The sequence below is a fragment of the Gemmata palustris genome (assembly GCF_017939745.1).
GTDB classification, from domain to species: Bacteria; Planctomycetota; Planctomycetia; order Gemmatales; family Gemmataceae; genus Gemmata; species Gemmata palustris.
Window position 1 is genome coordinate 819,222 of sequence record NZ_JAGKQQ010000002.1, and the last position, 26,389, is coordinate 845,610.

18 protein-coding genes are annotated in these 26,389 nt (G+C 64.9%); 9 read left to right on the forward strand and 9 right to left on the reverse strand.

The window, feature by feature from the left end:
* Positions 1-90: 90 nt before the first annotated feature.
* The 3 genes from J8F10_RS37800 to J8F10_RS37810 form a co-directional block, all read right to left on the reverse strand.
* Complete coding sequence (locus tag J8F10_RS37800; RefSeq protein WP_210663588.1) at positions 91-2,148, reverse strand: efflux RND transporter periplasmic adaptor subunit; 2,058 nt, start codon at positions 2,146-2,148, stop codon at positions 91-93.
* 164 nt (positions 2,149-2,312) lie between these two features.
* Positions 2,313-4,541 (reverse strand): hypothetical protein, encoded by a 2,229-nt coding sequence (locus J8F10_RS37805; RefSeq protein WP_210663590.1) that lies wholly within the window; start codon positions 4,539-4,541, stop codon positions 2,313-2,315.
* A 199-nt stretch (positions 4,542-4,740) separates the two neighbouring features.
* The gene (locus J8F10_RS37810; protein ID WP_052559554.1) at positions 4,741-5,097 is read right to left on the reverse strand and encodes a hypothetical protein; all 357 of its coding nucleotides are present in this window, start codon (positions 5,095-5,097) and stop codon (positions 4,741-4,743) included.
* Positions 5,098-5,374: 277 nt separating this feature from the next.
* On the opposite strand from J8F10_RS37810, the gene J8F10_RS37815 reads away from it, so the two are divergent.
* The 5 genes from J8F10_RS37815 to J8F10_RS37835 all read left to right on the forward strand — a co-directional run bounded on the left by J8F10_RS37815 (position 5,375) and on the right by J8F10_RS37835 (position 11,622).
* A complete protein-coding gene (locus J8F10_RS37815) occupies positions 5,375-7,915 on the forward strand; it encodes an AMP-binding protein (protein ID WP_210663591.1) in 2,541 nt (846 codons plus the stop codon).
* Between the two features lie 48 nt (positions 7,916-7,963).
* Positions 7,964-8,662, forward strand: a complete 699-nt coding sequence (locus tag J8F10_RS37820) for a YqjF family protein (RefSeq protein WP_210663593.1) — start codon at positions 7,964-7,966, stop codon at positions 8,660-8,662.
* A gap of 129 nt (positions 8,663-8,791) precedes the next feature.
* Entirely contained in the window at positions 8,792-9,613 is an 822-nt protein-coding gene (locus J8F10_RS37825) for a secretin N-terminal domain-containing protein (protein ID WP_210663595.1), read from the forward strand.
* 140 nt (positions 9,614-9,753) lie between these two features.
* Positions 9,754-11,016, forward strand: coding sequence for an outer membrane protein assembly factor BamB family protein (locus J8F10_RS37830; protein WP_210663597.1), 1,263 nt, complete (start codon positions 9,754-9,756; stop codon positions 11,014-11,016).
* A 72-nt stretch (positions 11,017-11,088) separates the two neighbouring features.
* The gene (locus J8F10_RS37835; protein WP_210663599.1) at positions 11,089-11,622 is read left to right on the forward strand and encodes a DUF6939 family protein; all 534 of its coding nucleotides are present in this window, start codon (positions 11,089-11,091) and stop codon (positions 11,620-11,622) included.
* A 9-nt stretch (positions 11,623-11,631) separates the two neighbouring features.
* Here J8F10_RS37835 and ggt read toward each other — a convergent pair whose 3' ends face one another.
* Both ggt and J8F10_RS37845 read right to left on the reverse strand, forming a co-directional pair.
* Positions 11,632-13,341, reverse strand: a complete 1,710-nt coding sequence (ggt, locus tag J8F10_RS37840) for a gamma-glutamyltransferase (RefSeq protein WP_210663601.1) — start codon at positions 13,339-13,341, stop codon at positions 11,632-11,634.
* Positions 13,342-13,401: 60 nt separating this feature from the next.
* Positions 13,402-16,362 (reverse strand): PVC-type heme-binding CxxCH protein, encoded by a 2,961-nt coding sequence (locus J8F10_RS37845; RefSeq protein WP_210663603.1) that lies wholly within the window; start codon positions 16,360-16,362, stop codon positions 13,402-13,404.
* A gap of 92 nt (positions 16,363-16,454) precedes the next feature.
* On the opposite strand from J8F10_RS37845, the gene J8F10_RS37850 reads away from it, so the two are divergent.
* From J8F10_RS37850 to J8F10_RS37860, 3 genes are all read left to right on the forward strand, one after another.
* Positions 16,455-17,309: a phytanoyl-CoA dioxygenase family protein gene (locus J8F10_RS37850; protein ID WP_210663605.1), complete on the forward strand. Its 855-nt coding sequence runs from the start codon at positions 16,455-16,457 to the stop codon at positions 17,307-17,309.
* 49 nt (positions 17,310-17,358) lie between these two features.
* Positions 17,359-17,865: a hypothetical protein gene (locus tag J8F10_RS37855; RefSeq protein ID WP_210663608.1), complete on the forward strand. Its 507-nt coding sequence runs from the start codon at positions 17,359-17,361 to the stop codon at positions 17,863-17,865.
* A 77-nt stretch (positions 17,866-17,942) separates the two neighbouring features.
* Positions 17,943-18,347, forward strand: a complete 405-nt coding sequence (locus J8F10_RS37860; protein WP_210663610.1) for a hypothetical protein — start codon at positions 17,943-17,945, stop codon at positions 18,345-18,347.
* 67 nt (positions 18,348-18,414) lie between these two features.
* Here J8F10_RS37860 and J8F10_RS37865 read toward each other — a convergent pair whose 3' ends face one another.
* The 4 genes from J8F10_RS37865 to aroB all read right to left on the reverse strand — a co-directional run bounded on the left by J8F10_RS37865 (position 18,415) and on the right by aroB (position 23,753).
* Positions 18,415-19,728, reverse strand: coding sequence for a hypothetical protein (locus J8F10_RS37865; RefSeq protein WP_210663611.1), 1,314 nt, complete (start codon positions 19,726-19,728; stop codon positions 18,415-18,417).
* A 376-nt stretch (positions 19,729-20,104) separates the two neighbouring features.
* Positions 20,105-21,307 (reverse strand): inositol-3-phosphate synthase, encoded by a 1,203-nt coding sequence (locus J8F10_RS37870; protein WP_210663613.1) that lies wholly within the window; start codon positions 21,305-21,307, stop codon positions 20,105-20,107.
* 152 nt (positions 21,308-21,459) lie between these two features.
* Positions 21,460-22,671: a glycosyltransferase family 87 protein gene (locus tag J8F10_RS37875; protein WP_210663614.1), complete on the reverse strand. Its 1,212-nt coding sequence runs from the start codon at positions 22,669-22,671 to the stop codon at positions 21,460-21,462.
* A complete protein-coding gene (gene aroB / locus J8F10_RS37880) occupies positions 22,668-23,753 on the reverse strand; it encodes a 3-dehydroquinate synthase (protein ID WP_210663616.1) in 1,086 nt (361 codons plus the stop codon). The genes J8F10_RS37875 and aroB overlap by 4 nt, the downstream gene beginning before the upstream one ends.
* A gap of 61 nt (positions 23,754-23,814) precedes the next feature.
* Here aroB and J8F10_RS37885 point away from each other — a divergent pair, with 61 nt between their 5' ends.
* Entirely contained in the window at positions 23,815-26,367 is a 2,553-nt protein-coding gene (locus J8F10_RS37885; RefSeq protein WP_210663618.1) for a DNA internalization-related competence protein ComEC/Rec2, read from the forward strand.
* Positions 26,368-26,389 lie beyond the last annotated feature (22 nt).

Genomic DNA, 26,389 nt, shown 5'->3' on the forward strand with positions numbered 1-26,389 from the left:
GGTGGGCGATTCGGGCAGCACGCTCAGGGTCGAAACCGGCGCGACGAGCACGTGAACCCGTTGGGGTTGCTCGTCGCGCACCGGCGGTGATTACTTTTCCGGATTGATGATGACGTTGGCGATGCTGTGGTCGAGGAGCTGGAGCTCGCTGTTGTTCATCTCCACGCGCACCGTCAGGTACTTGGTGTCGGTGGCGTCGATGTTCACGATCCGGCCGCTGCGCTTCTTGGGCGCCTCGGTCGGCGGCTTCCACAAGTGAACGGTCCCGGCCGCGGTCCCGACCACGAGGAACGGCTCCCGGCGGACCGGGCTGAACGCGGCGGTCGTGACCGCGGCGCGGCCCGGGGTAATGAGCCGGCCCACCTCGGACCCGCGCCCGCCGGTGCGCTCCGCCTGCCACACCTGGACGGAGCCCTTCAGGTCGCCGTCGCTGCCGGCGGTCACGATCGTGTACGGCTTCGTCGCGGCGTCAACGCCGGCCGGGACCTCGTCCTGACCAAACACCGCGAGCGTGGAGAACGACCCGACCGAACCGACGTTCTGGACCTGGCCCACGGTCTGCCCGGTCGCCGGGTCCACCAGGTCCACGCGGGTCTTGTCCTGGTCGAAGAGCACGCGGGCCCCGTCGCGGCTGACGCCGAGTACGTCGATCGCCCCGGCCCGGTGGTCGAGCGTGCGGACCACGGCGGCCCGCTCGGTGCCCAACTTCCAAACCTTGATGGTGCCGTCCTTCGACGCGGTGACGAGCGTGTTCTGCGGGGTGAAGTTCACGGACGTGACCGAGTCGCGGTGTTCCAGCGGAAGCGAATAGAGCTTCTTCGCGGTCGCGAGATCCCATACGAACACATCGCGGCCCGCTGCGGTGGCGAAGAACCGCCCGTCGTGGTTGACCGAGATCGCTTGTACCGGGGACGAGTGCGCGTCTTCCGGTTCGGTCTTCGGGGAGGTCGGTAACCGGTCGTGGTTCGTCACGTCCCAAATGCGAATCTTCCCGTCGTCGCCCCCGGTAATAACGAGTGCGGCCTTTGTGGTCGCGGGGGTCGCGGCGACGCTCTTCACCCCGACCGGGTGCGGCAGGTTGTGTGGAATTTTCGGGCGGTTCGCGCTCTTGCCCAGGTTCGGATCCCAGACGAGCGCGGTACCGTCGGCCCCGACGGAAACGACGAGCGGCCCCTCCGGGTGCGCGGTCACGGTGATGCCGGTGACCGGCTGGCGGTGCCCGGTGTGCGACGCCAACGGTGCGCTGGGGAGCGCCGGCTCGACGGTCACTTCCATCCCGTAGCGAACCGCGCGCATGTGCTGCACGTCGAGCTGGCCCTCGATCCGCACCTTGTCGGTGCCCTCGATTTCCATGATCTTCTCGCCGGCCTTCACGTACTCACCCGGGCGCCGGGAGATGGTACGAATGACCCCGTTCACCCCGCTCTTGATCTGGTGCCGACCGAGCAGAACTTCTTGTTCCTTGTAATCCGCCTCGGATTTCGCGATCTGCTGGGTCGACTGGTCGAGGTTTTCGAGAAATCGACTGAGCGTGATGATGTCGTCGAGTAAGTCCTTACGGCTAATGTTCCCGGCCTTACCCACTTCCACGGAGAGGTCGTATTTTTTCTGCGCCGCCTCGACCCCCCTTGTGGCGTTGCCCCGTGCCTCGACCGCTGACTTTTTAATCTTCTCGGCCCCCTCCAGGCGCGCCCGAATGAGTTGGTCGTCCATAAACGCGACGACCTGCCGAGCGTCGACGGTCGCCCCCTCGCGGACGCGCTTGAGCGGCGTCGGGCTCTTCGGGTTCGGGTCGCGCGGGTGGTAGACGACCCACTCGGCCCTCTGCTCCGCAGTCAGTTTTTCGTACTCGCCCGGTTTGAACGTCGTTGCGAACAGTTCGATGGTGCCGTCCACCTCGGCCGAAACAGTTTGCCGGTCCTCGTACTGCACGACGCAGTTGGGAACCACGAGCGGTTCCCCGCGTTCCGTCGTAGCCTTGTACACCGGCGGTGCGACTGCCGCGAACAGCGGGGGGCCGGCATCAACCGGGACGCTTTCGGCCGGGGGGCCAGATGATTTGGTGGCTTCGGTCCGAGTTCCGCAGCCGATGAGCACGCCACTGAGGGCGGCCGGGAGGCACCAGGACGCGAGTACGCGCGAGCGCATGACGTTGTCCTCTAGTCACTTAGGGACGATAAGGGTTGTGGCGCGGGTGCCACCGGGGTTTGGCGCTCGCCAGACGGCCGGGAGGCGGGGACAGCAAGGGAACTCCCGTTCCAGGCACGAAGCTCAATCGCTCGTCCGGAACGGGGATCCCGCAAACTCAACGCTTAGAAGAAGAACACGACCTTCTCATAGAACCATTCCCAGACGCCGTGGAAGAGCGTGTAGCCGATCGCGTGCTTGCCACAGCGAATGCGGGTACTCACTTCCAATCCGGTGATGAACAGGTCGCGCGGAACCCACTGGCCTTCCGGGATTCCCGCCACGTTCAGCTTGACGTAAGCCGTGACCACCGGCTCGTTTTCGTCGTGCTCGTTCTTGTTGGGTACGGCTTCGGCCGCGATGTCGTCGCGGTACAGTCGGCCCCGGTAACTCGTGTCCCCTTCGGTCCGCAGGAGGACGTCCACATCAAGGTACTTGCGCGGCCCCTTGATCGGGTCGTTTTCGACCTCGTGCATCTTCGGGTCGGCAAATGCTTTTAGCACCTGCCCGACGTTCCGTTGCGGGATCTTCAACTCGACGTGCCACGGGCCTTCGAGGTACCCGACGCGGAGCATCTCCTCACTGGTGCGCATCGTGCGCCCGAGCAGGCTCTCGCGGCGGTCGTCATTAAGCACGGTCCAGCGTGCGTTAGGGGCCGCGCGAGCCACTTTGGTATCGAACTTCGGCGCGAGCGCGCGGAAGTGACCCTTGGTGTTCGTCTTGCCGCCGTTGAACAGATCGTCCCAGCTCTTGAGATCCGTCAGTGCTTTGGCGTGCCGGAGTTCGGCGAGCTTCTTTTTGCCGAGGTAGTTGTTTTTATCTTCGTCGCGCAAGTTGGACGCTTGAAGCGCCTGCGCCATGGTTTCGATGTCCGCGTTCGCTTCGCGCAGCTCGCCGAACGCACGCTCCTGTTCTTCGCGCAGATCCTTGCTGTCCAACGACACGATTTCAAAGCCGGGGGTGATTTGCTGGCCCGGCTTCGCCCGGATGTCGCGCACGACGCCCTCGCGCGTCGGGTAGATCTTGGCCAGTTCCACCGGCTGCATCTGGCCCTTGGCGTCCATCCGTAATTGGGCGCCGAACGGCGGGACCGACGGCGGCGCGGCCATTACGCCGATGAGGATGGCTACCAGTAGCGCGATGCCCCCCGCGATGAACCGCCGCTTACCACCAACGCCCTCCTGGACCTTGGCGATCGGCCACCACAGGAACTTGAGCGGCACGCGCCGCAGTTCGGCCGCGTTGTACAGTGCGGGGGCGGCGTGTTTGGTCACGATTTCGAGGCGCTGCATGAGCGCCTCGGTTTGTTCCGGCGGGTTGAAGCACTCCATCACCAGCACCGCGCGAGCGGGCTTGGCCGTGTCCTTCTCGCGCTCGTCGCGACAGGGCTGTACGATGAGCAGTTTCGGCTGGCTCTCGTGCAGGTAGTCGTCGAGCGCCCGGGCGACGGCGGGCGGCAGCCCCGGGTCTTTTTCACCCTTAAAGTTGAGCGCCTCGCCCCACTGGAGGACGGCTTCCATCAGGAGCCGCAGCCGGCGCACGTGCGTGCTGGCCTTTTCGACCACGTCTGCCCCGCTGACCGCCTCAACAGTGACGCGCGAGCGGTCGTGGCGGATGCCGACGCACAGCCGGTCGCACTCGATCAGCTTGCGCCCCTCGTTGGCGACGTGATACGCCACCTCCGTCGGGTTCAGGCTGCCGTGGATCTGGCGCGAGAACGATTCGACCTGCGCGTAGGTCTTTTCGACCCCCGCGGCGACACGGGCGTTACTGAAACTGTGGTACTGGCTCGCGTACCCGGCCATCTGGAACGTGTAGTTCAAGAAGGTGGGGTACATGCGCGGGTCGTGCGTCGCGTCCTGGAACACTTCCAGGATGCCGAGCGGCTGTTTGTCGGGCGTGACGATCGGTGCGAACAGCGCGAAGTGGTCGGTGAGGTTGGCGGGCGGGACCGGGCCGGGTTCGCCGGGGCCGGGTGCCATGCGCCCGTTCGGTTCGAGCAGGACCGGGCGCGGCGGCGCGGCCTGGAACACCTGCCGGAGCACCTCGTTGTGGCACTGGCGCCCGCCGCGGCGCGCGTCCAGGCCCATCTTCTCGAAGTTCTCCTGACACGCGAGCTGCAGGAACCCCTGCGGCGTGCGCAGCCACACAGCTCCGGCGGGCGCGTCAATGGCCGAGAGCGTGCGGTTGAGGAACTGCTGGTAGAAGTCGGTGGGCGGCAGCGCGGAGCCGGAGAGCTTCCCGGCCGACTCGAACGCGTCTTCGATCTGGCGCGCGTACTTGCTCTTGGCGTCGTCACCGCCCCCGGAAGATTGGGGGGCAGGCGCGGGCGCGGCGGTCGGGGTCGTGCTCACGGCGAGAACCTCGTACTGCGTTTACACCGAGCAAATCGAATGGCGCGGATGGTCGAGTCCTAACGATCATACCTCGCGAATGGAGGGGCGGGCAAGTTCCCCCTCGGAAGTAGATCCCCGTTGACGGCTCGAACGGCCAAAACCGGCCAAATTAAAAATGGCGACTCGCACCCCGGGGCGCCCCTATCTTACGCACGGATCACGCGCCCGGGTGCTGATTCTCCCAAGTGAGAATATGGTGCATCAGGTCGCCGGGGTCCATGTCGGAAGCCGGGAGCGGCCAATCGAACCGCTCGGACGCGGCCAACTGGATCGCGGCCCCGCGATCGAACGGGTCGTTCCACAATTGTACGAATCGCCCGATCGCGCGCCCACGACGGCACAACCGTTCGACGCACGACCACGCATCGTCTTCCGTGCGCGCGGCATCTGAAAGTAGTTCCGTCCAGTCCGCGAGCCACTCCACCAGCATCCGGGCCTCGATGTCCCCCAGCCCGCGGGTCAGAGCTTCGTCCCGCAACACGTAGCGAATGATCGAGTCACACTGCGTCGGCATGAACCGTCCCCCAAGCCGTCCACGACAATTCTCGGCCGACGGATCCCCCAACCCGTCGGCCTCGCCCGTCCCCGTCCCGCGTGCTTCGTGTGAAGTGCCGGGCCTATATCGCCGATTCGTGGCGCTCGCAAGCGGACATCGCGCGCTTCGGAGGCACTCGGAACCGACTTTTGAGTGCGGAGTTGGCACGGGCGAGCAAGTGACGTAATCTGGGCGAACACACGGACCGCAATCAGGTGCTCTCCGCCCGGTACCCGGGCCACCATTTGGACTGCTCATGACCGAACCGGCCGAAGTCGCCCTCGTGCTCGCTGCCGTTTTTGTGCTCGGGGGCGTCCTGACGTGGGCGCTCCCGTCTCTTTTGCGCCCCGTGCTGTGGCTCGTTGCAAACGGGCTGTACCGGTTCACGGTGTATCACCGCGAGCGCGTGCCCGCCCGCGGCGGCACCCTGATCGTCGCCAACCACGTCAGCTACGTCGACTGGCTCGTGCTGTGGGTCGCGTGCCCGCGCTCGGCCGCGTTCGTGCTCTGGGGCGGGTATTACTGCAACCCGGTGCTGCGGTTCTTTTTGTCGTGGGCGCGGCACAACACGATCCGCGTCGCCAACCGCACCACGCGCCCGCACGCGGTCAACGACAGTTTGAAGCAAATCGCTGCGGCACTGGACGCGGGCCGCATGGTCGTGATGTTCCCCGAAGGCGCGCTCACGCGGACCGGAAACATGCTCCCGTTCGGGCGCGGCATCGAGCGCATCCTGAAGCTGGCGGCTACCGACGTCTCGGTGATCCCCGCGTGTACAACGGGCTTGTGGAACGGCTTCTTCAGCCACGGGGCCGGGCGGATTTTGTGGAAGTGGCCGAAGGCGTTCCGCCCGCGCGTGAGTGTGCTGTTCGGGGAAGCGAAGAAACCTACCCCCCCGTCCCCCCTCCCTGAAGGGAAGGGAGTCTCAGAAGAACCTACCCCCCCGGCCCCCTTCCCTGAAGGGAAGGGGGAGCAGGCGCGCGATCCCGCTGAGATTGGAACCACGCGCGGTGGCGGTTCTTTCTCCCCCTTCCCTTCAGGGAGGGGGGCCGGGGGGGTAGGTTCTGCCGACAGCCGCACCCCTTCAGGGAGGGGGGCCGGGAGGGTAGGTTCTCCCCTCCGCGCCGCGGACATTCGGCTCGCGGTGCAGGAAGCGACCGCGGAACTTTCGATCCTCGAAAGCGATCACTTGCTGCTGGTACACCGGCGGTTCGTGCGGGTCGCGTCGAAGTTGCGCCGATTGTTCCGGCCGGCCATTGTGGACTACTCCGGTGGGTCGGCGCGCACGCTTACATGGGCGAAGGTGCTCGTCGGCGCGCTGTGCGTCACGCGGTTTTTGCAGTCGCGTGTGGGCGAAGCGCAGAATGTGGGTATTTGGCTCCCGACGGGATTGGGCAGCGCCCTGGCGAACATCAGCGTGGCCTTCCTGGGCAAAACGTCGGTGAACCTGAACTACACCGCTGGGACCGCCGCCGTGCGCTCGGCCGTGAAGCAGGCCGGTGTGCGGTTCGTTATCACCGCGAAGAAGTTCACCGCGCGCGTGCCGCTCGATCTTCCCGACGACGTGCAACTGATCTACCTCGAAGACGCGCTCGAGTCCGTCACGAAGGGGCAGCGCGTCCGCACGTTCCTTCTGGTGCTACTACTCCCCGGTTGGGCGATCGATTACTTCCTGCTCGGGTTGTCCAAGCACCGGCCCGACGACGTGCTCACCATTGTGTTTTCCAGCGGCAGCACGGGCGAGCCGAAGGGCGTGGTGTTGACCCACCGGAACATCACCGCGAACACCGACGCCTCCCGGCACACGTTGGAGGTCGTGCCGGGCGAAACGCTGTTCGGCATCCTCCCGTTCTTCCACAGCTTCGGGTACACGGTGTGCTTGTGGCTGCCGATGAACGCGCCGTGTACCGCGGTGTACTTCCCGGACCCGCGCCAGGCCAAAGAGGTCGGCGACCTCGCGCGCACGCACCGCGCCACGGTTATGGCCGCGACCGCGACGTTCCTCCGGTTCTACATCCGCCGGTGCGGTGCGGACGATTTCCGCACGCTGCGGCTCATCATCTGCGGCGCGGAAAAGCTGCCCGTGAAACTTCAGGACGAGTTCCGCGCCAAGTTCGGAGTGCTGCCACTCGAGGGGTACGGCTGCACGGAACTGTCGCCGGTGGTGTCGTGTAACATGCCGGACGTGAACATCGGCGGGATGCTCCAACAGCGGAACTACCGCGGAACGGTCGGGCAGCCCATCTTCGGTGTGTGTACGAAAGCCTTTGATCCCAACACGATGGAACCGCTCCCGATCGGCGCGGAGGGTGTGTTGTGCAGTAAAGGGCCGAACGTGATGGTCGGCTATTTGAACCAGCCGGAGAAGACCGCGAACGTGATTCGGGACGGGTGGTACAACACCGGCGACGCAGGGCTGATCGAGCCGGAGGGGTTCATTCGCATCACCGGGCGACTGTCTCGGTTCGCGAAGATCGCCGGCGAAATGATCCCGCTGGAACGACTCGACGACGAGATGCACGACGCGCTCGCGACCGGGGGCGATCGCGTCCTGGCCGTGGCCGCGGTGCCGGACGAGAAGCGCGGCGAGCGCGTCGTGGTGCTGTACCTTCCCGAGATCGAAGCGAAACTGCCCGACCTCTTGGCCGCGCTACCGAAGCGCGGCATCCCGAATTTGTGGGTACCGGACCGGCGCGACTGTTACCCGGTGGACGCGATGCCGGTTCTGGGAACGGGCAAACTCGATCTGAAGAAGCTCAGCGACTTGGCGAAACAACTGGCGACGGGCAAGGCGTGAGCGGTTGGCGTTTTAACCGCTCACATCAGTTCACTCGGAGGTCGGGACGTGTCGCGTCTCAAGTTCCTCACGGCGCGGTGGGCCAACCTCATCCTCGCGAACTACGCGGTGCCGGAGGAACTGCTGCGCCCGCTGGTGCCGCCCGGGTGCGAACTCGACCGCCGCGGCGGGGCGTGCTGGGCCAGTCTGGTGGGGTTCCAGTTCCTCGGTACGCGCGTGCTCGGGATCGGGTGGCCGGGGTTCCGCAACTTCCCCGAATGGAACCTGCGGTTCTACGTGCGCTGCGGCGAAGAACGCGGCGTGTGCTTCGTGCGCGAGTTCGTGCCGCAGTGGACGGTCGCGACCATCGCGCGCGTGATCTACAACGAACCGTACCGCGCAGCGCGCATGTCGATGGACGTGAAGGACCAGCCCGAAGTGCTCACCGCGACGTACACAGTAAAATGGGCGGGGCGCGTCCACTCGCTCCGCGCGGTCGGAGCGAAACCCGCGATCCGACCTGCTTCCGATAGCACCGAGCACTGGTTCAAAGAGCATTCATGGGGCTTCGGAACGTCGCACCGCGGAAAAGCGATCCGCTACGAGGTGAACCACCCGGAGTGGGACATTTACCCGGTGCGCGAGTCCGCGGCCGATGTCGATTGGGCGCTGCTGTACGGCCCAGCGTGGGCCGTCATGAACGCGGCGAAACCGGCGTCGGTTGTGCTCGCTGCCGGGTCGGAGATTAGCGTCTACCCGAAGGGCTGACTGGCTTGCGTCTCCTCGAACAGACTCGGACCGGTCACCAAACGCGCCAACACTTTGAGCCGCTCCCCGTTTCGGGTAGAGTCGTGGTGTTCCACGTTCGAGTCCATTTCTCCTTAACGAGGAAGACCCATGCGCTTCTGTTTCCGGGCGATCGCGGGGCTGATGGTGATCGCGTGGGCGTTACCCGTCGTGGTCGGTCAACCGCCGGAATTAGGTGGGCCGATACCGGGTGGTCCGATCAGGCCCCAACCCGCCAAACCGCAACTGACGGTGAAGGTGTTCAAGCTGGAGCGCGGCGAGCCCGGGGCGGTGGTCGAGGCCCTCAACTCGCTGCTCGAATCACCCGATGTCGAGGTAAACTCGCCGATGGGTCCGGGTGGCCTCCCCGGTAGCATGCCGGGTGCTGTTCCGCCCGGTGGGTTCGGCGGGTTCGGCGGGTTCGGCGCGGTGCCACCCGGCGGACAGTTCGGGTTCGGTGGCCTACCCGCGCCCGCCGCCGGACAAGCTGGGTTCGGGGGGGCGGGGCAACTCGGGGCTGTCGGTTGTTTCATCGGGAACGGCGGAGTCAACACGATCCCGGTGTGGCGAGCGACGGCGCAGGCGCGGACGCGATCGGTGGTCGTGCGGGGGTCGGAGCGGCACCTCAAGGTCGCCGCTGATCTGGTGGCGATCCTCGACCGCGCGGCGAACGACCCGCTACCGAAATTGCAGGTCGTCAAGGCGTTCACCCTGAAACACGCTACTGCCGAAGAACTGGCAGAGGTGATTAACGCCCTGTCGTTCGAGGGCGTGAAACTGGCGACCCCAGATGTGCGCTTGTTGACACTCGTGGCTCCGGACGACGCGGTGAAATCGATCGAAGAGTTGGTCAAGGAACTCGACGTGCCCGGCAAGGACAATTCGGAACCCAAGCCAAAGCCGAAACCGGAACCGAAACCAGAATCGAAGTAGGGATCGAAACGGAACGAGCACGCCCCGAAGTCGGGGCGTGCTCTACCAAAGTGGTGAACTTCGCACACCTGGTGCTACCGACCGCTCCTCACTTCCGTTAAACTCGCGCCACCGCTCCACTCTCCTCCGGAGTCGTGCCGATGTTGCGCCACACCACTCTCCCGTCCTGTCTCGCACTCGTATTCGCACTGACGCACGCTCGTGCCGCCGACTGGACGCAATTCCGCGGGCCGACCGGGAGCGGCGTGAGCGCGGAGACGGGGCTGTCGTCGAAGTGGAGTGCAAAAGAGAACGTTGCGTGGAAGACCGAAATGCCCGGTCCCGGGACGTCGTCCCCGGTGTTCTTCGGCGATCGCATCTTCATCACGTGCTACACGGGTTACAACGTGCCCGGGCGGGCGAAGGCCGAACAAGTCGACCTGCGCCGCCACCTCCTCGCGCTCGACCGCAAAACCGGTCGGGTACTCATGAACAAAGAGGTCGAAGCGAAACTGCCGGAGCAGGACAAGATCCGCGACACCCACGGCTACGCCTCCAGCACGCCCGCGGTGGACGCGGACCGCGTGTACTGCTTCTTCGGCAAGTCCGGGGTGTTCGCGTTCGACCACGCGGGTAAGCAACTTTGGCAGGCGGATGTGGGTACGAAATTGAGTGACTGGGGCTCCGCCGCGTCGCCGGTGCTGCACGGCGACCTCGTAATCGTGAACGCCAGTGTCGAGAGCCAGACGCTGTTCGCGTTCGATAAGAAAACCGGCAAGGAGAAGTGGAAGGTCGCCGGCATCAAGGAATCGTGGAACACGCCACTCGTCGTGAAGACGAAAGACGGCAAGGACGAGTTGGTGGTCGCGATCATGGGCAAGGTGCTCGGGTTCGACCCGGCGACCGGTGCGGCGCTGTGGAGTTGTGACACCGATATCACGTGGTACATGGTGCCGAGTTTGGTGGCGCACGACGGCATCGTGTACGCGCTCGGCGGGCGCAGCGGGATCGCGGCCCTGGCCGTTCGCGCCGGCGGGACGGGTAACGTGACGAAGACGCACCGGCTCTGGACGAGCAAGAAGGGCGCGAACGTGCCCTCGCCGGTGCTTCACGACGGTCACCTGTACTGGATGAACGAGGTGAGCGGAACGGTGTTTTGCGCGAAGGCCGCGACCGGCGAAGTGGTGTACGAAGAGCGCGTTCCGCGCCCGGGCGACATTTATGCGTCGTCACTGTTGGCCGATGGCCGGCTGCACTATCTCTCGCGCGACGGGCGCACGTTCGTGGTCGCGGCCAAGCCGGAGTACGAGCTGATCGCGACGAACGACCTGCGCGACGGGAGCCTGTTCCACGCGACGCCGGTGGCCGCCGACGGCCGGCTCTTCATCCGCTCCGACAAGTACCTGTATTGCCTGGGAAAATAGATCGGGCTGTGCTCGGGTTTCGCCGAACCTCCGCGAGCGGAAGCGTGTCCGCGTTCGTGGAGGAACCCGCCCATGAAACGCTCGGTCGATTTCGCGCGGTGCGTTTTTGTCCCGCGCTACCACGTCGAGAACGTGCCGGCCGGGAGCACAATTTACGACGTGAGCAGCTACGCGGAACCGCCGTACTGCGAGCTCAGCCCGATGTGGGTTCACGGCGGGATTCCCGTTCCCGGAACCTCCGGCGAAACGAGCGATACGGTCGAGGGCGTGTGGCAGGGGCTCAAGATCATTCGCGGGAAGACCGCGCCGCGGTACTTTCGCGGGCCGGGCGCGAAGCGCGGCGGGAAGCCGTCCGGTCACCTGTTCGGCGCGAAGCACCTCGGGGTCGTTGATGCGCGGCGCCTGATCTACGTCCCGACTTACGAATGGGTGATCGAGAACCGCATTTCACCGGAACTGGTTCGGGCGTTCATCAATGCGGCCCGGGCGGGCGTGACGCAATACTTCCACGACGTCGGCGACAACGGCGACCCGAATGATGCGGACCAGCCGCTCGCTCATGCGGCCGTGCTGGTCCGTTATTTGAATCGGATCGCGGCCCGATGAGGGGCGCCCTCAATATCCCACCGCGGCGCCGTCTTTGCGCGATTCGGTGCCACCGTGGAGCACACCGGTTTTCGGGTCGATCATGATTCCCTGGTAACCGCCGCTGTTCACCTTCACGCGCTCCACGACGTGTCCGCGGCGCTCCAGTTCCTTAACCACTTCGTCGGGAATCCCGATCTCGGCTTTAATCGTGCCGCCCTTCGGTTTCTCCGCGGTCCCGGTCGGGGTCGCGCTGCCGACGTGCTCCACGCGCGGCGAATCCCCGGCGGCCTGCACGCTCATACCGAAATCGATGAGGTTCACGAGCACCTGCGCGTGGCCCTGCGGCTGCATGTCGCCGCCCATCACGCCGAACGTGAACCACGGCTTGCCGCCCTTCGTCACCATCGCCGGGATGATCGTGTGGAACGGGCGCTTGCCCGGTTCGAGCTTGTTCGCGTGGGTCTCGTCGAGCGCGAACAGGCACCCGCGGTTCTGGATGCCGAACCCCGTGCCCGGCGCGGACAGTCCCGAGCCGAAGCCGCTGTAGTTGCTCTGAATCAGCGACACGCAGTTGCGGTCCTTGTCCACCACCGTGAGGTAAATCGTTTCCGACGTGCTGAGCTTCGGGTCGCCCGCGGGGACGTTGGTGAGCGCGTGCTTCGGGTCGAGGAGCTTGGCGCGCTGCGCGGCGTACTCCTTGGAAACGAGTTCGGTCACCGGCACTTTTGCGAACGCGGGGTCGGCGTAGAACTTCGCCCGGTCCGCGAACGCGAGCTTCTTCGCCTCAACAAGTAGGTGCCAGTAATCGGCCGATTCCGGCCCCATCTTCTTGAGGTCGTGTGGTTCGAGCAGGTTCAGCATCTGGAGCGCGGCGATGCCCTGACCGGGCGGCGGCAGTTCCCACACGTCGTACCCGCGATAAGTGGTTTTGACCGGTTCCACCCACTCGGACTTGTGGTCGGCGAAGTCCTTCAGCGCGAAGAGCCCGCCGACTTTGCCCGAGAGCGCGACCAGTTGTTCCGCGATCGGTCCCTTGTAGTAAGCGTCGCGCCCGCTTTCCGCGATGAGCGTGTACGAGCGCGCGAGGGCCGGGTTCTTGAACACCTCTCCCGCGTTCGGAGAGCGGAGCTGGGTGCCGTCGCGGATCAGGAACGTTTCGCGCATTCCGGGGTCGCGCATCTTGTTGGCCGACTTCCAGTGCCCCGCGATCACTTCCGGCACCGGCACGCCTTTTTCAGCGTAGTTGATGCTCGGGGCGAGCAGTTCCTTGAAGCTCTTCGTGCCGAACTTCTGGCGCAACTGGTCCCAGCCATCGACGCACCCGGGCACGGACCACGACAGCGGCCCGGAGGTGGGGATGTCCGTCAGTTTCTTGTCCCGGAAGTACGCGAGCGTGGCCCGGCCCGGCGCCCGCCCGCTCGCGTTCAGGCCGTAGAGTTTCTGCGTCTTCGCGTCCCAGACGATCGCGTAGAGGTCGCCGCCGATGCCGCAGGAGGTCGGCTCCATGAGGCCCATTGCGGCGTTGGTCGCGATCGCGGCGTCCACGGCGTTGCCGCCGCTTTTCAGCACGTCCAAGCCAATTTGGGCCGCGAGTGGGTGGCTCGTTGCGACCATCCCGTTGGTCGCAACGGTTTCCGAACGCCCGGCTTTACCGGCTTGTGGGGTCGGGCGCTCGGCGGGGAGCAGCGGTGTCATGGTGAGCGCGAGAACGGTGGCAGCGAGAACGCGCGTGAGCATAGAGTGGGTAGGGGTCAGAGTGGCGCGGTGCGCATCGGATGCGCACCGCGCGGGAACGGGCTACTTCTTGGGGATCGGTACTTGTTCCTTCGCACGCAGGTACGCGATCAAGTCGCGCACCTCGTCGGGCTTCATCGCGTCGAACAACCCCTCGGGCATGATCGACAGTGCGGTTTGCTTGCGCGTGACGATGTCCGCGACCGGAACCGTGAGCGTGTCGTTCACGGTGCGCACGGTAACGGCGTCCTTCGTTTCGCGCAGCACGATCCCGCTCACCACGCGGTCGTCGGCGAGGCTGAAGTTCACCATCCGGTATTCGTTCGGCACCACCGCGCTGGGGTCGAGGACGTTTTCGAGCACGTATTCGAGGTTCGAGCGCTGCGACCCGGTCAGTTCCGGACCCACCGCTTGCCCCTCGCCGAACATCTTGTGGCACGACGCACAGTTCTTCGTGAACAGCGCCCGGCCGTTGGCAATGTCGGCCTTCTTGACGGTGTCCTCGGTGAGCACGTCCTTCCACTTTTTCATGAGCGCCGTGCGCTCCTTGGCGATCGGAGTGATTTTACCCCACACCTTTTCCAGTCGCTCGGACACGCCCTTATCGTTGAGCGCGAGCACTTGCCGGGCGGTGACAACGGGAACATCCGCGCGCGGGATCGTACCTTTCTCGATGGCGTCGAGCAGTTCTTTCGCGAACCCGACACGCGCGGCGAGCGTTTGCACCGTGTCCGCTTTCTCTTCAGGTGTGAGTTTCGGGTACGCCTTGATGAGTGCGGCCGGGGTACCGGCGTCGGGGAAACTCGCGAGCGTGCGAATCGCAGCGCCTCGCAAGTCAGCGTCGCTCAGGAGCGCTTGAAGCGTTTTCGCGAAGTCGGGGAGCTTCCGCGGCGCGAGCAGTTCGACCGCGGCCCGGCGCTCCTCGGGTTTTGCGCTCGTGTCAGTAACGCGCTTCAGCAGTGTGGAAATCGCGTCCTTGTCGCCGAACAGCACCGCGACGGCTTCGGCCGCGCGCTTCACCTCGCGCGAATCGGTTTTGAGCAGGTCCGCGTAAACGGCGGCCCACTCCTTCGGTGCGGTTGCGGCCTTCTGCCCAGCGAGTGATTCGCGAATGCCGTTTAGCACGTCGAGCCGCACCTCGTCGGCAGAAATCTTTCCGATCTCGCCGACCAGCCCCGCGAGGTTCTCGGTCGCGTTGGGTTGCGCGAGGAGGAACCGCACGGTGTTCCGACGAACTAGTGCGTTTTCCGTCCCCGAAAGGGAGCTGAGCGCAATTTTCGGAAAGCGCGTGTACCAGCGCTCGATGCCGTACCAGAGCATGAGCGACAGCGCGGGATCGTTTTTGACGAGTTTGTGTCGGTCGAGTGAGCTGTACACCGTGTATGGCTGGCTATGGGACTGTAGCGCCGAGGCCGCAGCAGCTAGCACATGTGCCGATTGCTCCAAGTCAAGATTGGAACCCATCATGAGTTGCGAAAAGGTACGAGACGGGCGGGCGCCAAGGCGGTAGCCCCACGCCCGCAGCACTTCGTCGTGGTCCGTGTACAGTGCGGGGATCTCTTCGTCGGTGAGTTTGCCGGTCGCTTCCAGCGCCCACAGCCCGCGGAGCCGGCGCGCGGTGTCCGTTTCGTCCTTCAGAATCTTCCGCAGCGCGTCCGGAGTAGCTTTCTCCAGTTTCCCGGCCGCAGCGCGCTCTTGAAGCACGCGACGCGCCTTCCGCACGAGCCAGTCGTTCGGCGACAGTTGCAGCTTCACCAGTTCTGTGTCGGTGAGCTTCGAGACGTCGGTTTTCAGCGGGTTCGCGTTCTTGTAAACGACGCGGTAGATGCGCCCGTTGGTGGTGTCGGCCTTGTCGTAGTTGTGGCACTCGCCCGTGTCGCACCAGTCGCTGACGTACAGCCCGCCCTCGGGTCCGGTCTTCACGCAGATGCCGCGGAACCACGAATCGTTCGCGAACAGGAAGTCCTTCCGGCGGACGCCCTTGTAGCCGCTGGCGGTGCGGGCCAGGCCGTCGTTATTGAGGCGGTTCCCGTGGATGTTCGCGGTGAACAGCGTGTTGCGGTACTCGGCGGGGAAGTTATCGGCGAGGTAGATCGCGGCACCCGAGTGCGCGTGCCCGCCGCCGGCATCGGAGTGCTCGGGCTTCCCGCCCACGCCGGTCCCGCGCGAACTGGTCCAGTCGCCCCCGGCCCAGTGCCGGTAGTCGACGCAGCTCTTTAGCAGCCCGTAGGCGTGCGGGTTCGCGTCCTGGCCGTACATGCGTTCGTAGTGCGCGCCCGGGGCGAAGTGGAACAGGTGGTCGATCACGCAGTTCGTGATGAACAGTTCGCCGTGGTCGTTGAAGTCGAGGCCGAACGGGTTCGTGGTGCCGTGCGCGAACGCTTCAAACCGCTTCTCCGTGGGGTGGTAGCGCCACACACCGCAATCGATGTAGGTGCGCTTGTCCTTCGGGGTGCCCGGCGCGCCGACCCACGCCTTCGCCTGGATGCCGTTGCAGCCGTACAGCCAGCCGTCCGGTCCCCATACGAGCGAGTTGAAGATGTTGTGCTTCGTGTCGATCATGTTCCAGCCGTCGAGCTTCACCTCCGGCTTGCCCGGCTTGTCGCCTTCGAGGATCGGAACGAACAGCAGGTTCGGCGACGAGCAGAGCCACACGCCCCCGAACCCGAATTCGATGCCGGAGAGGTTTGAGCCGTTGTCGAGGAACACGGTCTTCTTGTCGTGAACCCCGTCGCCGTCGGTGTCTTCGAGGATGACGACGCGGTCCTTCCCCTTCCCGTCCTTCGACCAGATCGGGTAGCTGAGGCACTCGACCACCCACATGCGCCCGCGGTCGTCGAACGTGAACGCGATGGGTTGCACCACGTCCGGTTCGCCCGCGAACAGCGTGACCTTGAAGCCGTCGGGAACGGTCATGGCCTTCGCCGCGTCCTTGGCCGGAATCGGTTTGTCGGCCGGAGGAAGATCGGCAGCGCTCGCGGACGCGGTCAGGAGGAGCAGGAGAGAAAGCAAAACAGTTCGCATGGTGTCAACTGGCGGGTTGGGGGAGGGCTGAATTCGGGATATGGTAACCGCAAGCGCGACGAGAATCGAACCCCTTTTGCCGGGAGCGAACAATGCCCGCCGTCCTCTCCGATGCCGCGGCCCGCGAGTACCATACTGCGGGATTCCACCTCGCACGCGGGTTCTTCGACTCCGCAGAGATCGATCTGCTGAAGCGCTCCGCGAAAGAAGACAACGAACTCGACAAGCGCTCGTTCGGGCGCGCGGACGGTGAGGGGGGCGTGGTGCGGTTGTCGCTGTGGAACCACCCCGGCGACGGCATTTACGGCATGTTCGCCCGGTGCGAACGCATTGTGCGCAGCGCCGAACAGTTACTCGGCGGCGAGGTGTACCACTACCACTCGAAAATGATCCTGAAGGACGCGAAGGTGGGCGGGGCGTGGGCGTGGCACCAAGACTACGGCTACTGGTACCAGAACGGCGTGCTCACTCCAAACCTCACGAGTGTGTTTATTGCGGTCGATCCTTGCACGAAGGAAAATGGCTGCCTGCAAGTGATTCAAAACTCGCACCACGCGGGGCGCATCAATCACATCCTGACCGGCGATCAGGCCGGCGCGGACCGGGAGCGCGTCGAGGAACTGCTGAAGCGCCCCGACCAATTCCCGCTCGAATACGTTCTGATGGAACCCGGCGACGCGCTGTTCTTCCACTCGAACTTGCTGCACCGCAGCGACCAGAACAAGAGCGACAACCCGCGCTGGGCGATGATCTGCTGTTACAACGCACGGGCCAACGACCCTTACAAGGAGAGCCACCACCCGCGCTACACTCCACTGAACGTGGTGCCGGACGCGGCCATCAAACAGGTCGGCGTGAAGCGGTTCGCGGATAGCGGTAACGTGGCGTGGCTCGAAGATACGCGCGACAGCAGCGCGAAATCACTGTTGAAGGAAGAGGCGTCCTGAGCCGGCGAGATTTGTCGCGTCTACCGTCGATTATCCGCGGAGGTGCCGCGTGCCACAACCGACCTCGAACCGCCCGCCGACGATCGCCGAAGCCTTTTTCCGCACCGGCTTCGGGTGCGCTTCGGCCATTGTTTTCAAGATCGCGGTCGTCGTGATCGTCGTTCTCGTGTTCGACTGGCGAAGCCGGGAGAAGGAGGCGCGACAAGAAGCCGAACGCGCGGCAACCAGCGAAACCGCGTCCCGGCTCGCTGACGAGATCGCGAAAGACACCGACCCCAACGGCCGCTTCGTCCGCAAGCCCGTCGGCCCACTGTCGGAAACCGATGTGTGGGGGCGGGCACTTCGACTGGACTACCAGCCGGGCACGCTGTCCGACGGGTTGGAGGTGCGCTCGGCCGGACCCGATGGTGAGTGGAACACCCGCGACGACGTGGTCGTGACCCGCAGTTCAAAAATCAGCAATAAGGTGCTCGTTCGTGACGCGGCCGGTGGGCTGTTCGACGCGGCGAAAACCAAGTTGTGGGGCAAGAACCCGCCCGACACCGAGAAGAAGTGACGTCGCACTTCAACTATTACTTGCTCTCACGAAGCAGCATTACAAGGCGAGTTTCCCAATCGTAACCCCGAGGTGCAGTGGTGCGGGAACTGGCGCTCGTCGTCGGTACGATGGCATTCGCGGCCTTGCACTTGCTCTGGTACACTCAAATCGTTGCCCTCTGGCTCTGGGAACTCAGCGGCGGCATTCGGTGTGAAGGACGACTGGCGGTCTACGGTGCGAGCGATTGGGCGTGGACGACGCCGGTTCACCTGCCAGCCGGCCTCATATTCGTCTCCCCACTTGGCGCGATTGGTATCCTGCCCCTTTTGCCCGGCTCGTTGCTGGCCGGCTTTGCGGCCACTGAGTTGCTCCTCACTGATCCAAGCCGTTCCATTTCCCGTACCGGTCGGTGGCGGCTCTGGCTTTTCCTGTTGGGTTGGGCTTGGATACCGGTTCCTGCGTCCGTGAGTTGGATCTACCAGTGGACCGTGGTCTACTGATTGCTTCTTGCGAGTCGGCACCGCCTGGGCAAAGCGGTGCACTCATTTCTACATCTGACCGGGTGTTCTAATAACGACGGCCCCAGCCGGGATAAATTGGCGGCGAACTGGTTCGGTACTGTGTCGTTCCGGTCGTGACGGTGCCGCGCCGCGATACGTGCTGATAGGACAAGCCGACCGTGTTCGTGACGCGGGTCGGTCGAACGGTGGTGGCCGACGTGATGGCGAACGCGCCCGGCGCGCACGCGACCCCGCTCGGCGTGAAGCCGCTCGCGGCGTGCGTTGCGTAGAGCGAGGGTATGCCCTTTGACAAGCTGGAATCCTTTTGATTCAATCGCACGTAGTGCTGCCAGAGCGGATTCGTGTACTCGGGTGACACCGAATACCACGGCCGAAAGGCACTGGCCCCGTAAAGATCGAGGAGCGGGTCGGTGAGGTCGGAAGGGGAACCCCGCAGTGCGAGGCCGGCGCTCGTTGTCGTTTCGCCGCTCCGCCGCGCGAAGTTGCCGTAATAGTATGTGTTGAGATTCGGCCCGATGTAGAGCGCGTCGAACGCCCCGCCCCGGCCCCACTTCCCCTCAACTCCGAACGGGATCACGTACTCGGGCCGGTACGTCCACTTGCTCTTGGCCCGCTGCGCCTTCGAGAAGTACATCGGCACGTAGAGCAGTCCCCGTTCCTCCAGCGCGAAGTCCCAGTACCCCGGCACGAACACGAAGCCGGTTTCGGTCGCTACGTACTGGCTCTGCTGCCAGATCGCGGTTTCACGGACCGGCGCCCAGTACCCGGGATGCCACTCGAACAGTCCGTCTTTACGTTCCCAAATACCGGGAACCCACATCGCATTCGGGTTCTCCTTCACTTCGGGAGACTCGTCTTTAGGCGCGGGCGGTTCAGGCAGGTCCGCGAGTAGAGTTTTGGTTTCGGTCGGTTTCCAGTAGCCGGGGAAGTAGGTCCACTCGGATTTGGTTTCCTTCCAGTGCCCCGGTTCCCACGTGCGTCCGGGCGGCACGTTACGGTAGCACCCGCACACCCAGATGAAGTCGGCCCGGTCCGCGTCCCACTGCCACTGGCCCGGAATCCACCGCGCGATCGGGCTCTCGACCTTCACGTTCGGCGCGACTTCGTCGATCGGTGGCGGCGGGGCTTTGGGGGCCGTAATGCCCTTACCGCGTACACTCGCGCCGGGTTGGGCAAAGGCTTCGTGAACCGGTCCTCGCTCGACAACCGTGACCGGCTGGGTTGCCGGTTCGACTTTTTTCTCGGGCTTGGCGGAGGGAACGGGCAGCGGTAACGGGACCGGGTCTTGCGCGCGCCCGGAAGTCGCGAGCGCGAACGCGGCACAGAACGCCGTCGCTCGCGCGAAATGAGAGTGTGACATCGTGCGGCAACTCCTACGGGCAGGTGCGAGGGTGCCGCTATGTCGTCATGTGGGTATCATTCGCACCGCTTTACACGGAATGTCATCCAAACCGGGACCGTACCCGGCTCAGAAGCTCACCCCCGCGCCTGCCGCGGTCTTGAGAACGCACTCGCGGACAATACTTGCGTCGAAATCGGGATTTTTTGCGGCAGATGTGTTACTGATGATTGCTTAATTATTGCAATAGTCTTCTTTGTGCGGCGATGGCCCCGTTGCATTGTGAAGAGGAGCCGCGGATCAACGCAGATAAACGCGGATCAAGACAAGAAGAGTATTCGATTCAAATCCTTCTTTTCTGATCTGCGTTCCATCTGCGTTGATCCGCGGCTTGCATTTATTTGGCCGCCATCAAATAGTCTTCCAGCATCTGGAACTGTTTGCCGAAGTCGTGCTCCGTGACCCCAACGGGGCTCTTGAAGAAGCACGCGGTGTGCGACATCGGCCCACTTTCGCCCCGACGCTGCGCGAGAGCCGCGAGCCGGACGAGGTCGATCACGAGGGGCGCGGCGAGCAGCGAGTCGCACCCCTGCCACGTGAACTGCATCATCATCTTCGTGCCGAGGAAGCCCTCGTAGTGGATATGGTCCCATGCGGTCTTCCAGTCGTCCAGCGACTCGATGTACTCGATGCTCACGTGCGATTGCGGCTTGTACCCGAGCAGTTCCGCGAGGAGCAGATCCTTGCTCTTCACCTTGCTGGCCTTGTTGTCGGGGTCGTTGAGCACCTGCCCGTCGCGGTTGCCGAGGATGTTGTGCCCGACCCAACTGAGGACGCGGAGGTTGCGCCGGGCGAACATCGGCGCCAGCACCGATTTGATGAGCGTTTCGCCGGTCTTCAGGTCTTGCCCCGCGTGCGGGACGCCGCGCTTGCGCGCGAGTTCTTCGAGTGCGGGAAGTGTAGCGCCGCGGCTCGGGGTCATGTTCACGTAAGGTAACCCGGCGTCGAGCGCGGCGAATGCGTACACCCCGCTCGTGGGCAGCGCCGCGGGCGCGGGGCGATCGAGCGCGGGAATCAGGAGTTCCAGTGATTTCTGCTCGTCGGTCGCTTCAAACGGCGGCTCGGTCGAGGCCGCGTTCACCACCACGACCTGATCGAGCTTGTTGGCGGTCTTGAACGCTTTGAAGTCCGCCTGGATCGCATCAATCGCCTCGCGCGCGGTGTTAGCTCGGCGCATGTCGCCCCGGTCGGCGAGTGCGGTGATCGCGGCGTTGGGGCGATACACCACGCCGGGCCGGATGTTCGCCGACCACGTTTCCAGGTCGCCCACACAAGCCGCCAGCGTGCGCTCGTCGAACACGTTCGACCGCTCGTGCAGCTCGCGCGCAGCGGTAACGAAGTTCCCCTTCCTGATGTCGTGCCCGCCGAGAACGAACGCGCCCGGTTCGTCAAAGTCGTGCCCGCGGAATTGGGGCAAGGCGGTGACCATACCCGTTGTTGGGGTGTGCCCGCGTGCGAGCGCAGAGAGTCCGAGTGCGGTCGTACTGGCGACGCCGCCGCACGCACCGATGAGCCACAATCCGACGCGCCGCTGGGCCATTGGAGAAAATGTCCGTCAAAGGTGGGAAGCGAGCGGTAGATCTATTCTACCGGAATTGTCGAGGGCGGGTGCGGTCCGGTCAAGTTCGCGCGGGCGGCCGTTCCGCAATGGCGGTCGGGGTTCGCCCTCCCAACCGGGTGGTCAAAAGTTGTTCACGGCTGCGCGCGGGGCGCTCGCACCAACTCCCGCGCCGTGAGCCAACCGACCACTCCCATTATCGGCACGCCGACCTGGAGGACTACCGGGAACTGTTGCAGGTCTTGCACGCGGGCGAGCGCGGTCGTGGTACTCAGCCCGATCCACGAAAGCGCGAACAAACAGAGCCATGCCGCGCGCGATTCGGGCCGCGTCTCCCACAACACCACGGCCGCAGCAACGAGCAGCGTCCACTCATAAATGAGCGCGTGCGGCGAAGCCCACAGCGACAAAAAGGCCGCGACCGGGAACATCACCGTTACCGGCGCGCCCGTTTTCTGCTTCACCCGCCATGCGATGCCGATACTTGCGAGTGAACACAGGGCCGCGAGCGGCCAGTGTAATTGCGGGAATCCCGGCAGGAGCAGTACAAAAAACGCCTTCGGGTTCACGACGTTCCACTGACCGAACCCGCCGAACCCGGCGTTCGCGGCCAGCGTTTGAACGAACGCACGCGAACCGTCCGGTACGGCGATCCACGACACCGCAGCAAGGATCGCTCCGCTTGCGCCCACGCCGAGCCAGCAGCGGAAGTATCGACGCGGCTCGAGCGCCCACCACACGAACAGCCCGAGCAGCAGTTGCGGCTTGAACCACAACAGCCCCGCGACCAACCCGGCCGCGAACGGTCGCTCGGAACTTAGGAGCCGGTACACGCCTGCGAAGATCGCGAGGCTGATGAGCGTGTTCTGACCGAAACTCACGGTCGCGAACACCGGAAAGAACGTGAGCGCCCACAGGAACGCGCGCCCGGGGCGCTCGGGGGTGAGCAATCGGATTGCAAGCCCTAACAGCGCGAAGCCGATGCCAGTCCAGATTAGGAAGCTTACTGGGTACGGTAACCCGGCAGTGGGCACATACAGGAGCGCGTAGAACGGCGGGTTGCGGTACGCCTCGAAGCCGCTCCAGTCCCAGCCGAGTAACTGTTGCTGATACTTCGTGTCCGCGAGGTCGTTGTAGTTGTAAAGGCGGTACGATTCGCCGTCGCGTATGAGCCGAGCCGCGTGATAGAACGCGAGGTGGTCGGTACCGACGAGCTGGTCCCGGCTGTCCTTGTACCACCCGCCGCTAGCAAGACTCACGACCCACACGATCCACGGCACGCACCCGATTACGACCCCGACCCACAGCCGTTGGCGCAGCCAGTTCGCCACCCCGGAGTACGTCATCGCGACTCCAGCACGGCGCGCACAAGCGGTTCGGGGACGTTATCGAACAGCTTCACTTCACCGATGCGCGTGGGCAGAATGAACCGCATCTGGCCCCCCACGGCCTTCTTGTCGCGGCGCATCACCGCGATGAGTTCGTCCGTCCGCCATTGCGCGGGGGGCACGATCGGGAGCGCGAGCGCTTGCAGCAGCTTCGTCTGACGTGCCACGAAATCCGCGCCGATTAGTTCCATTTTCTGGGCGAGCCGGGCCGCGCACTCCATCCCGATCGCCACCGCTTCGCCGTGCAGTAGCGTGCCGTACCCGCCACACGTCTCGAAGGCATGTGCGAACGTGTGCCCGTAGTTCAGTACGGCTCGCAGGCCGGTCGTTTCGTGCTCGTCCTTCTCCACCACGTCGGCCTTGAGCCGACAGGAGCGCGAAACAATGTGCATCAGCGCTTGTGGGGCGCGGGCGCGAATCTCGGCAGCGTTGGCCTCCAGGTACGCGAAGAAGTCCGCGTCCAGAATGACGCCGTACTTCACGACTTCCGCGAGCCCGCTGAGGAACTCGCGTTCCGGGAGCGTGTCGAGGTACGAGAGGTCGATCCACACGCCGGCGGGCTGGTGGAACGCGCCGATCAGGTTCTTGCCCTTCGGGTGGTTGATGCCGGTCTTCCCGCCGACGGACGAATCGACCATCGACAGGGACGTCGTCGGTACCATCACGAGCGGCAGCCCGCGATTGTAGCTCGCGGCAGCGAACCCCGCGAGATCGCCGATCACCCCGCCGCCCACCGCGACCACGGCCGTGCTGCGATCGGCCGCGAGGTCGTAAAGCGCGTCATAGAGCTTCGCGAGCTGCTCCATGCTCTTCGACGGTTCCCCCGCCGGCACGGTGGCGAATCCGGTTCGTAGCCCCGACGCGGCAAGGGTCGCTTCGGCCGCGCGGCCGTGGGCCTGCGTATTCGCGTCGCACACGACGAGGGCGGTGGAGGCTTTTCGCAATACAGAACGCACAAAGGGACCGATGCCCGCGGGGTCGCCGGGAGTAATGACGATGTCGTAACTGCGGGAGCCGAGATTCACGCGAACGGTGTTCATATCCGCATTTCAGCGAGAACGTGGAGGTTCGCCAAGTAGCGAGCGGGTACGATATTCGCCGATGCCCGCCAACTCGCCCGCATTTGACGATGCGCCCATCAAGCCCGCCGGGGCTGCGTGGAAGGAATTTGCACGCGCGCCGCTCGTGCCGGTGGCTCTGGCCGCATCGGTTGGGTTGCTCGCAGATCGGTACATCGGGGCAACGCTCGAACCTGCGTTACTCACTGCGGCGACGGCGCTCGTGGGCTGGTATTTCACGCGCCGAACAACTCCACAAACGGCGTTCGGTTGGTTGCTCGTCTGTGCGGGGGCGCTTGCCGCGGCTCATCACGATTCGCACCGACATTCTGCCGCGGCCGATGACATTGCCGCGTTCGCGAAAGACACGCCGGTCGCGGTTCGGGTGCGCGGGAGGCTTGCGGAAGAACCCGATCGGTTCCGCCCGCCGCGTCACGACCCTCTGTTGACCGTGCAGCGCGACGCGAGCAGTTCGGGTGTGTTGGACGTGACCGCAGTGGAGGGCAACGCGGGCTGGCGTCCGGCGTCCGGGAAGGTGCGACTCGCAGTGGAGGGGCGGATCGATGACTTGCATTGCGGCGACGCGGTGGAAGTCTCCGGGCGCCTGACTCTTCCCGACGGTCCGCACAACCCCGGCGAGCGCGACTATCGGGCGTTCTTGCTCGATCGGCAAATCACCGCCGACTTGCGTGTGAAGCGCTCGGCGGACGCGATGGTGCGCCTCGAAGAAGGCTGGCACTCGTCACTGTTTGGTTGGTTGGCTGTGGTTCGCGGTTGGGGGACGCGCGCACTGTCGCGCTCGTTGCAGAAGGACGAATCCGGGCTCGCCACTGCACTCCTTCTCGGCGACAGCACGGCTCTGGACCGCGACGAGTGGGCCATCTACGTGCGCACCGGCGTGATTCACGTGCTTGCGATTTCGGGCCAGCACCTGGTGATTTTGGGCTGGTTCGCGTGGCTCGTGTTTCGGCTGTGTGGCGTGCGCCGGCGGCACGCGGCCTGGGCGGTCGCGGGACTGTTGCTCGGTTACGCGCTACTCACCGGGGCACGGCCCTCGGCCATTCGCGCCGCGGTGATGGTGTGCGTGGTGTGCGGCGGGATCATTCTACGCCGACCGGTCATCATGGCGAACGTGTTCGCGCTGGCGTGGCTCGTTGTGCTGGTCGTGAACCCGACGGACCCGTTCACGGCCGGGTGCCAGTTGTCGTTTCTGAGTGTGTTCGTTTTGCTGTGGGGTGCGGTGCGTTGGCTCAAGCCGCGCGAACTCACGCCGGTGGAGCAACTCATCGAAGAAACGCGCAGCGTGCCCGAGAAAATGCTCCGGGCCGTGCTGCGCGCGTTGGGGCAAACGTTCGCAGTCAGTGTCATCCTTACCGCCGTGAACGCACCGCTCGTTCTCGCGTGGCAGAACGTCGCGTCGCCGATCGGTGTGCTTCTCGGCCCGCCGCTGATTCTGTTGATGGCCATCGCGCTCGTTACGGGCTTCCTGCTGCTCATCGTGTCGCCGGCGGGTGTGTGGGCCGCCGAACCGTTCGCCCGCGTCACCGAGTGGTGCCTCGTCGCGTGCGAGTGGCTGGTTCACCTCGGCGACCGTGTTCCGGGCGGGCACCTCTACGCGCCCGCGCCGCCGATGTGGTGGCTGGTCGGCTTTTACATGCTCGTGGCGGGACTGGTTCTCTTCGATGGAAAGCGGGCGCGGCAATTCCTCCTGGCGATTTTCGTGTGGGTGTTCGTCGGGCTCGCGCTCGGCCTCACTCCGCGCTCGCCCGACGAACTGCGTGTCACGTTTTTGGCCGTGGGGCACGGCTGCTGTGTGGTGATCGAAACTCCGGACGGGCGCGTGCTGCTCTACGACACCGGCACCACTGCGGGGCCGGACGCGATGCGCCGGGTGGTGGCCCCATACTTGTGGAGCCGCGGAATTAGCCGCATTGACGAAGTGTTCCTCTCGCACGCCGACCTCGACCACTTCAACGGGTTGCCCGAACTGCTCCGGCGCTTCCACGTGGGCCAAGTGACGATGACGCCGACGTTCCCCGATAAGAACAGCCCGGGTGTCGAGGCAGTGTTGGCCGCGTTGGAGAAGCACGACGTTCCGCGCCGCACGGTGGTCGCGGGCGAGCGTTTCACGGCTGGGAGCGTGTCGTTCGAGGTCTTGCACCCGCCGGCGGTCGGCCCGGAGGGAACTGAGAACGCGCGGAGCCTCGTGCTCCTGGTGCGCCACGAGGGGCACACGATCCTGCTGACGGGCGATCTGGAAGGCGAAGGGCAGGCGCTCGTGACCGCGAAGCCCATCGCGCCCGTCGATGTGCTGCTCGCCCCACACCACGGGGCAAAGACCGCGAATGCCCCACGCGGACCGGCGGATAAGCCCGAACCGGGTACGGTGGCGCTGTGGTCGCGTCCGAAGCTGGTGGTATCGAGTCAGCGGGCCGGTTCCGCAACGACCCACTTGCACACGAGCTACGGCGCGGTGGGTGCAACGGTCTGGGACACGCCGACCGCGGGCGCTGTGACCGTGCGCAGCCACGCGACCGGCGTAACCGCGGAAGCGTTCCGCACCCACGAAATGCGCGTCGTCACGCGGGGGAAGTGAGGTAGGCCGAAACGAACCGTTG

What these genes read in the sequence shown, in the direction of transcription:
- J8F10_RS37825 (WP_210663595.1), top strand. Translation starts at nt 8,792, where the DNA reads ATGCGCTTCTGTTTCCGGGCGATCGCGGGGCTGATGGTGATCGCGTGG.
- J8F10_RS37885 (WP_210663618.1), top strand. Translation starts at nt 23,815, where the DNA reads ATGCCCGCCAACTCGCCCGCATTTGACGATGCGCCCATCAAGCCCGCC.
- J8F10_RS37830 (WP_210663597.1), top strand. Translation starts at nt 9,754, where the DNA reads ATGTTGCGCCACACCACTCTCCCGTCCTGTCTCGCACTCGTATTCGCA.
- J8F10_RS37875 (WP_210663614.1), bottom strand. Translation starts at nt 22,671, where the DNA reads ATGACGTACTCCGGGGTGGCGAACTGGCTGCGCCAACGGCTGTGGGTC.
- J8F10_RS37835 (WP_210663599.1), top strand. Translation starts at nt 11,089, where the DNA reads ATGAAACGCTCGGTCGATTTCGCGCGGTGCGTTTTTGTCCCGCGCTAC.
- J8F10_RS37815 (WP_210663591.1), top strand. Translation starts at nt 5,375, where the DNA reads ATGACCGAACCGGCCGAAGTCGCCCTCGTGCTCGCTGCCGTTTTTGTG.
- J8F10_RS37850 (WP_210663605.1), top strand. Translation starts at nt 16,455, where the DNA reads ATGCCCGCCGTCCTCTCCGATGCCGCGGCCCGCGAGTACCATACTGCG.
- ggt (WP_210663601.1), bottom strand. Translation starts at nt 13,341, where the DNA reads ATGCTCACGCGCGTTCTCGCTGCCACCGTTCTCGCGCTCACCATGACA.
- aroB (WP_210663616.1), bottom strand. Translation starts at nt 23,753, where the DNA reads ATGAACACCGTTCGCGTGAATCTCGGCTCCCGCAGTTACGACATCGTC.
- J8F10_RS37800 (WP_210663588.1), bottom strand. Translation starts at nt 2,148, where the DNA reads ATGCGCTCGCGCGTACTCGCGTCCTGGTGCCTCCCGGCCGCCCTCAGT.
- J8F10_RS37845 (WP_210663603.1), bottom strand. Translation starts at nt 16,362, where the DNA reads ATGCGAACTGTTTTGCTTTCTCTCCTGCTCCTCCTGACCGCGTCCGCG.
- J8F10_RS37865 (WP_210663611.1), bottom strand. Translation starts at nt 19,728, where the DNA reads ATGTCACACTCTCATTTCGCGCGAGCGACGGCGTTCTGTGCCGCGTTC.
- J8F10_RS37870 (WP_210663613.1), bottom strand. Translation starts at nt 21,307, where the DNA reads ATGGCCCAGCGGCGCGTCGGATTGTGGCTCATCGGTGCGTGCGGCGGC.
- J8F10_RS37810 (WP_052559554.1), bottom strand. Translation starts at nt 5,097, where the DNA reads ATGCCGACGCAGTGTGACTCGATCATTCGCTACGTGTTGCGGGACGAA.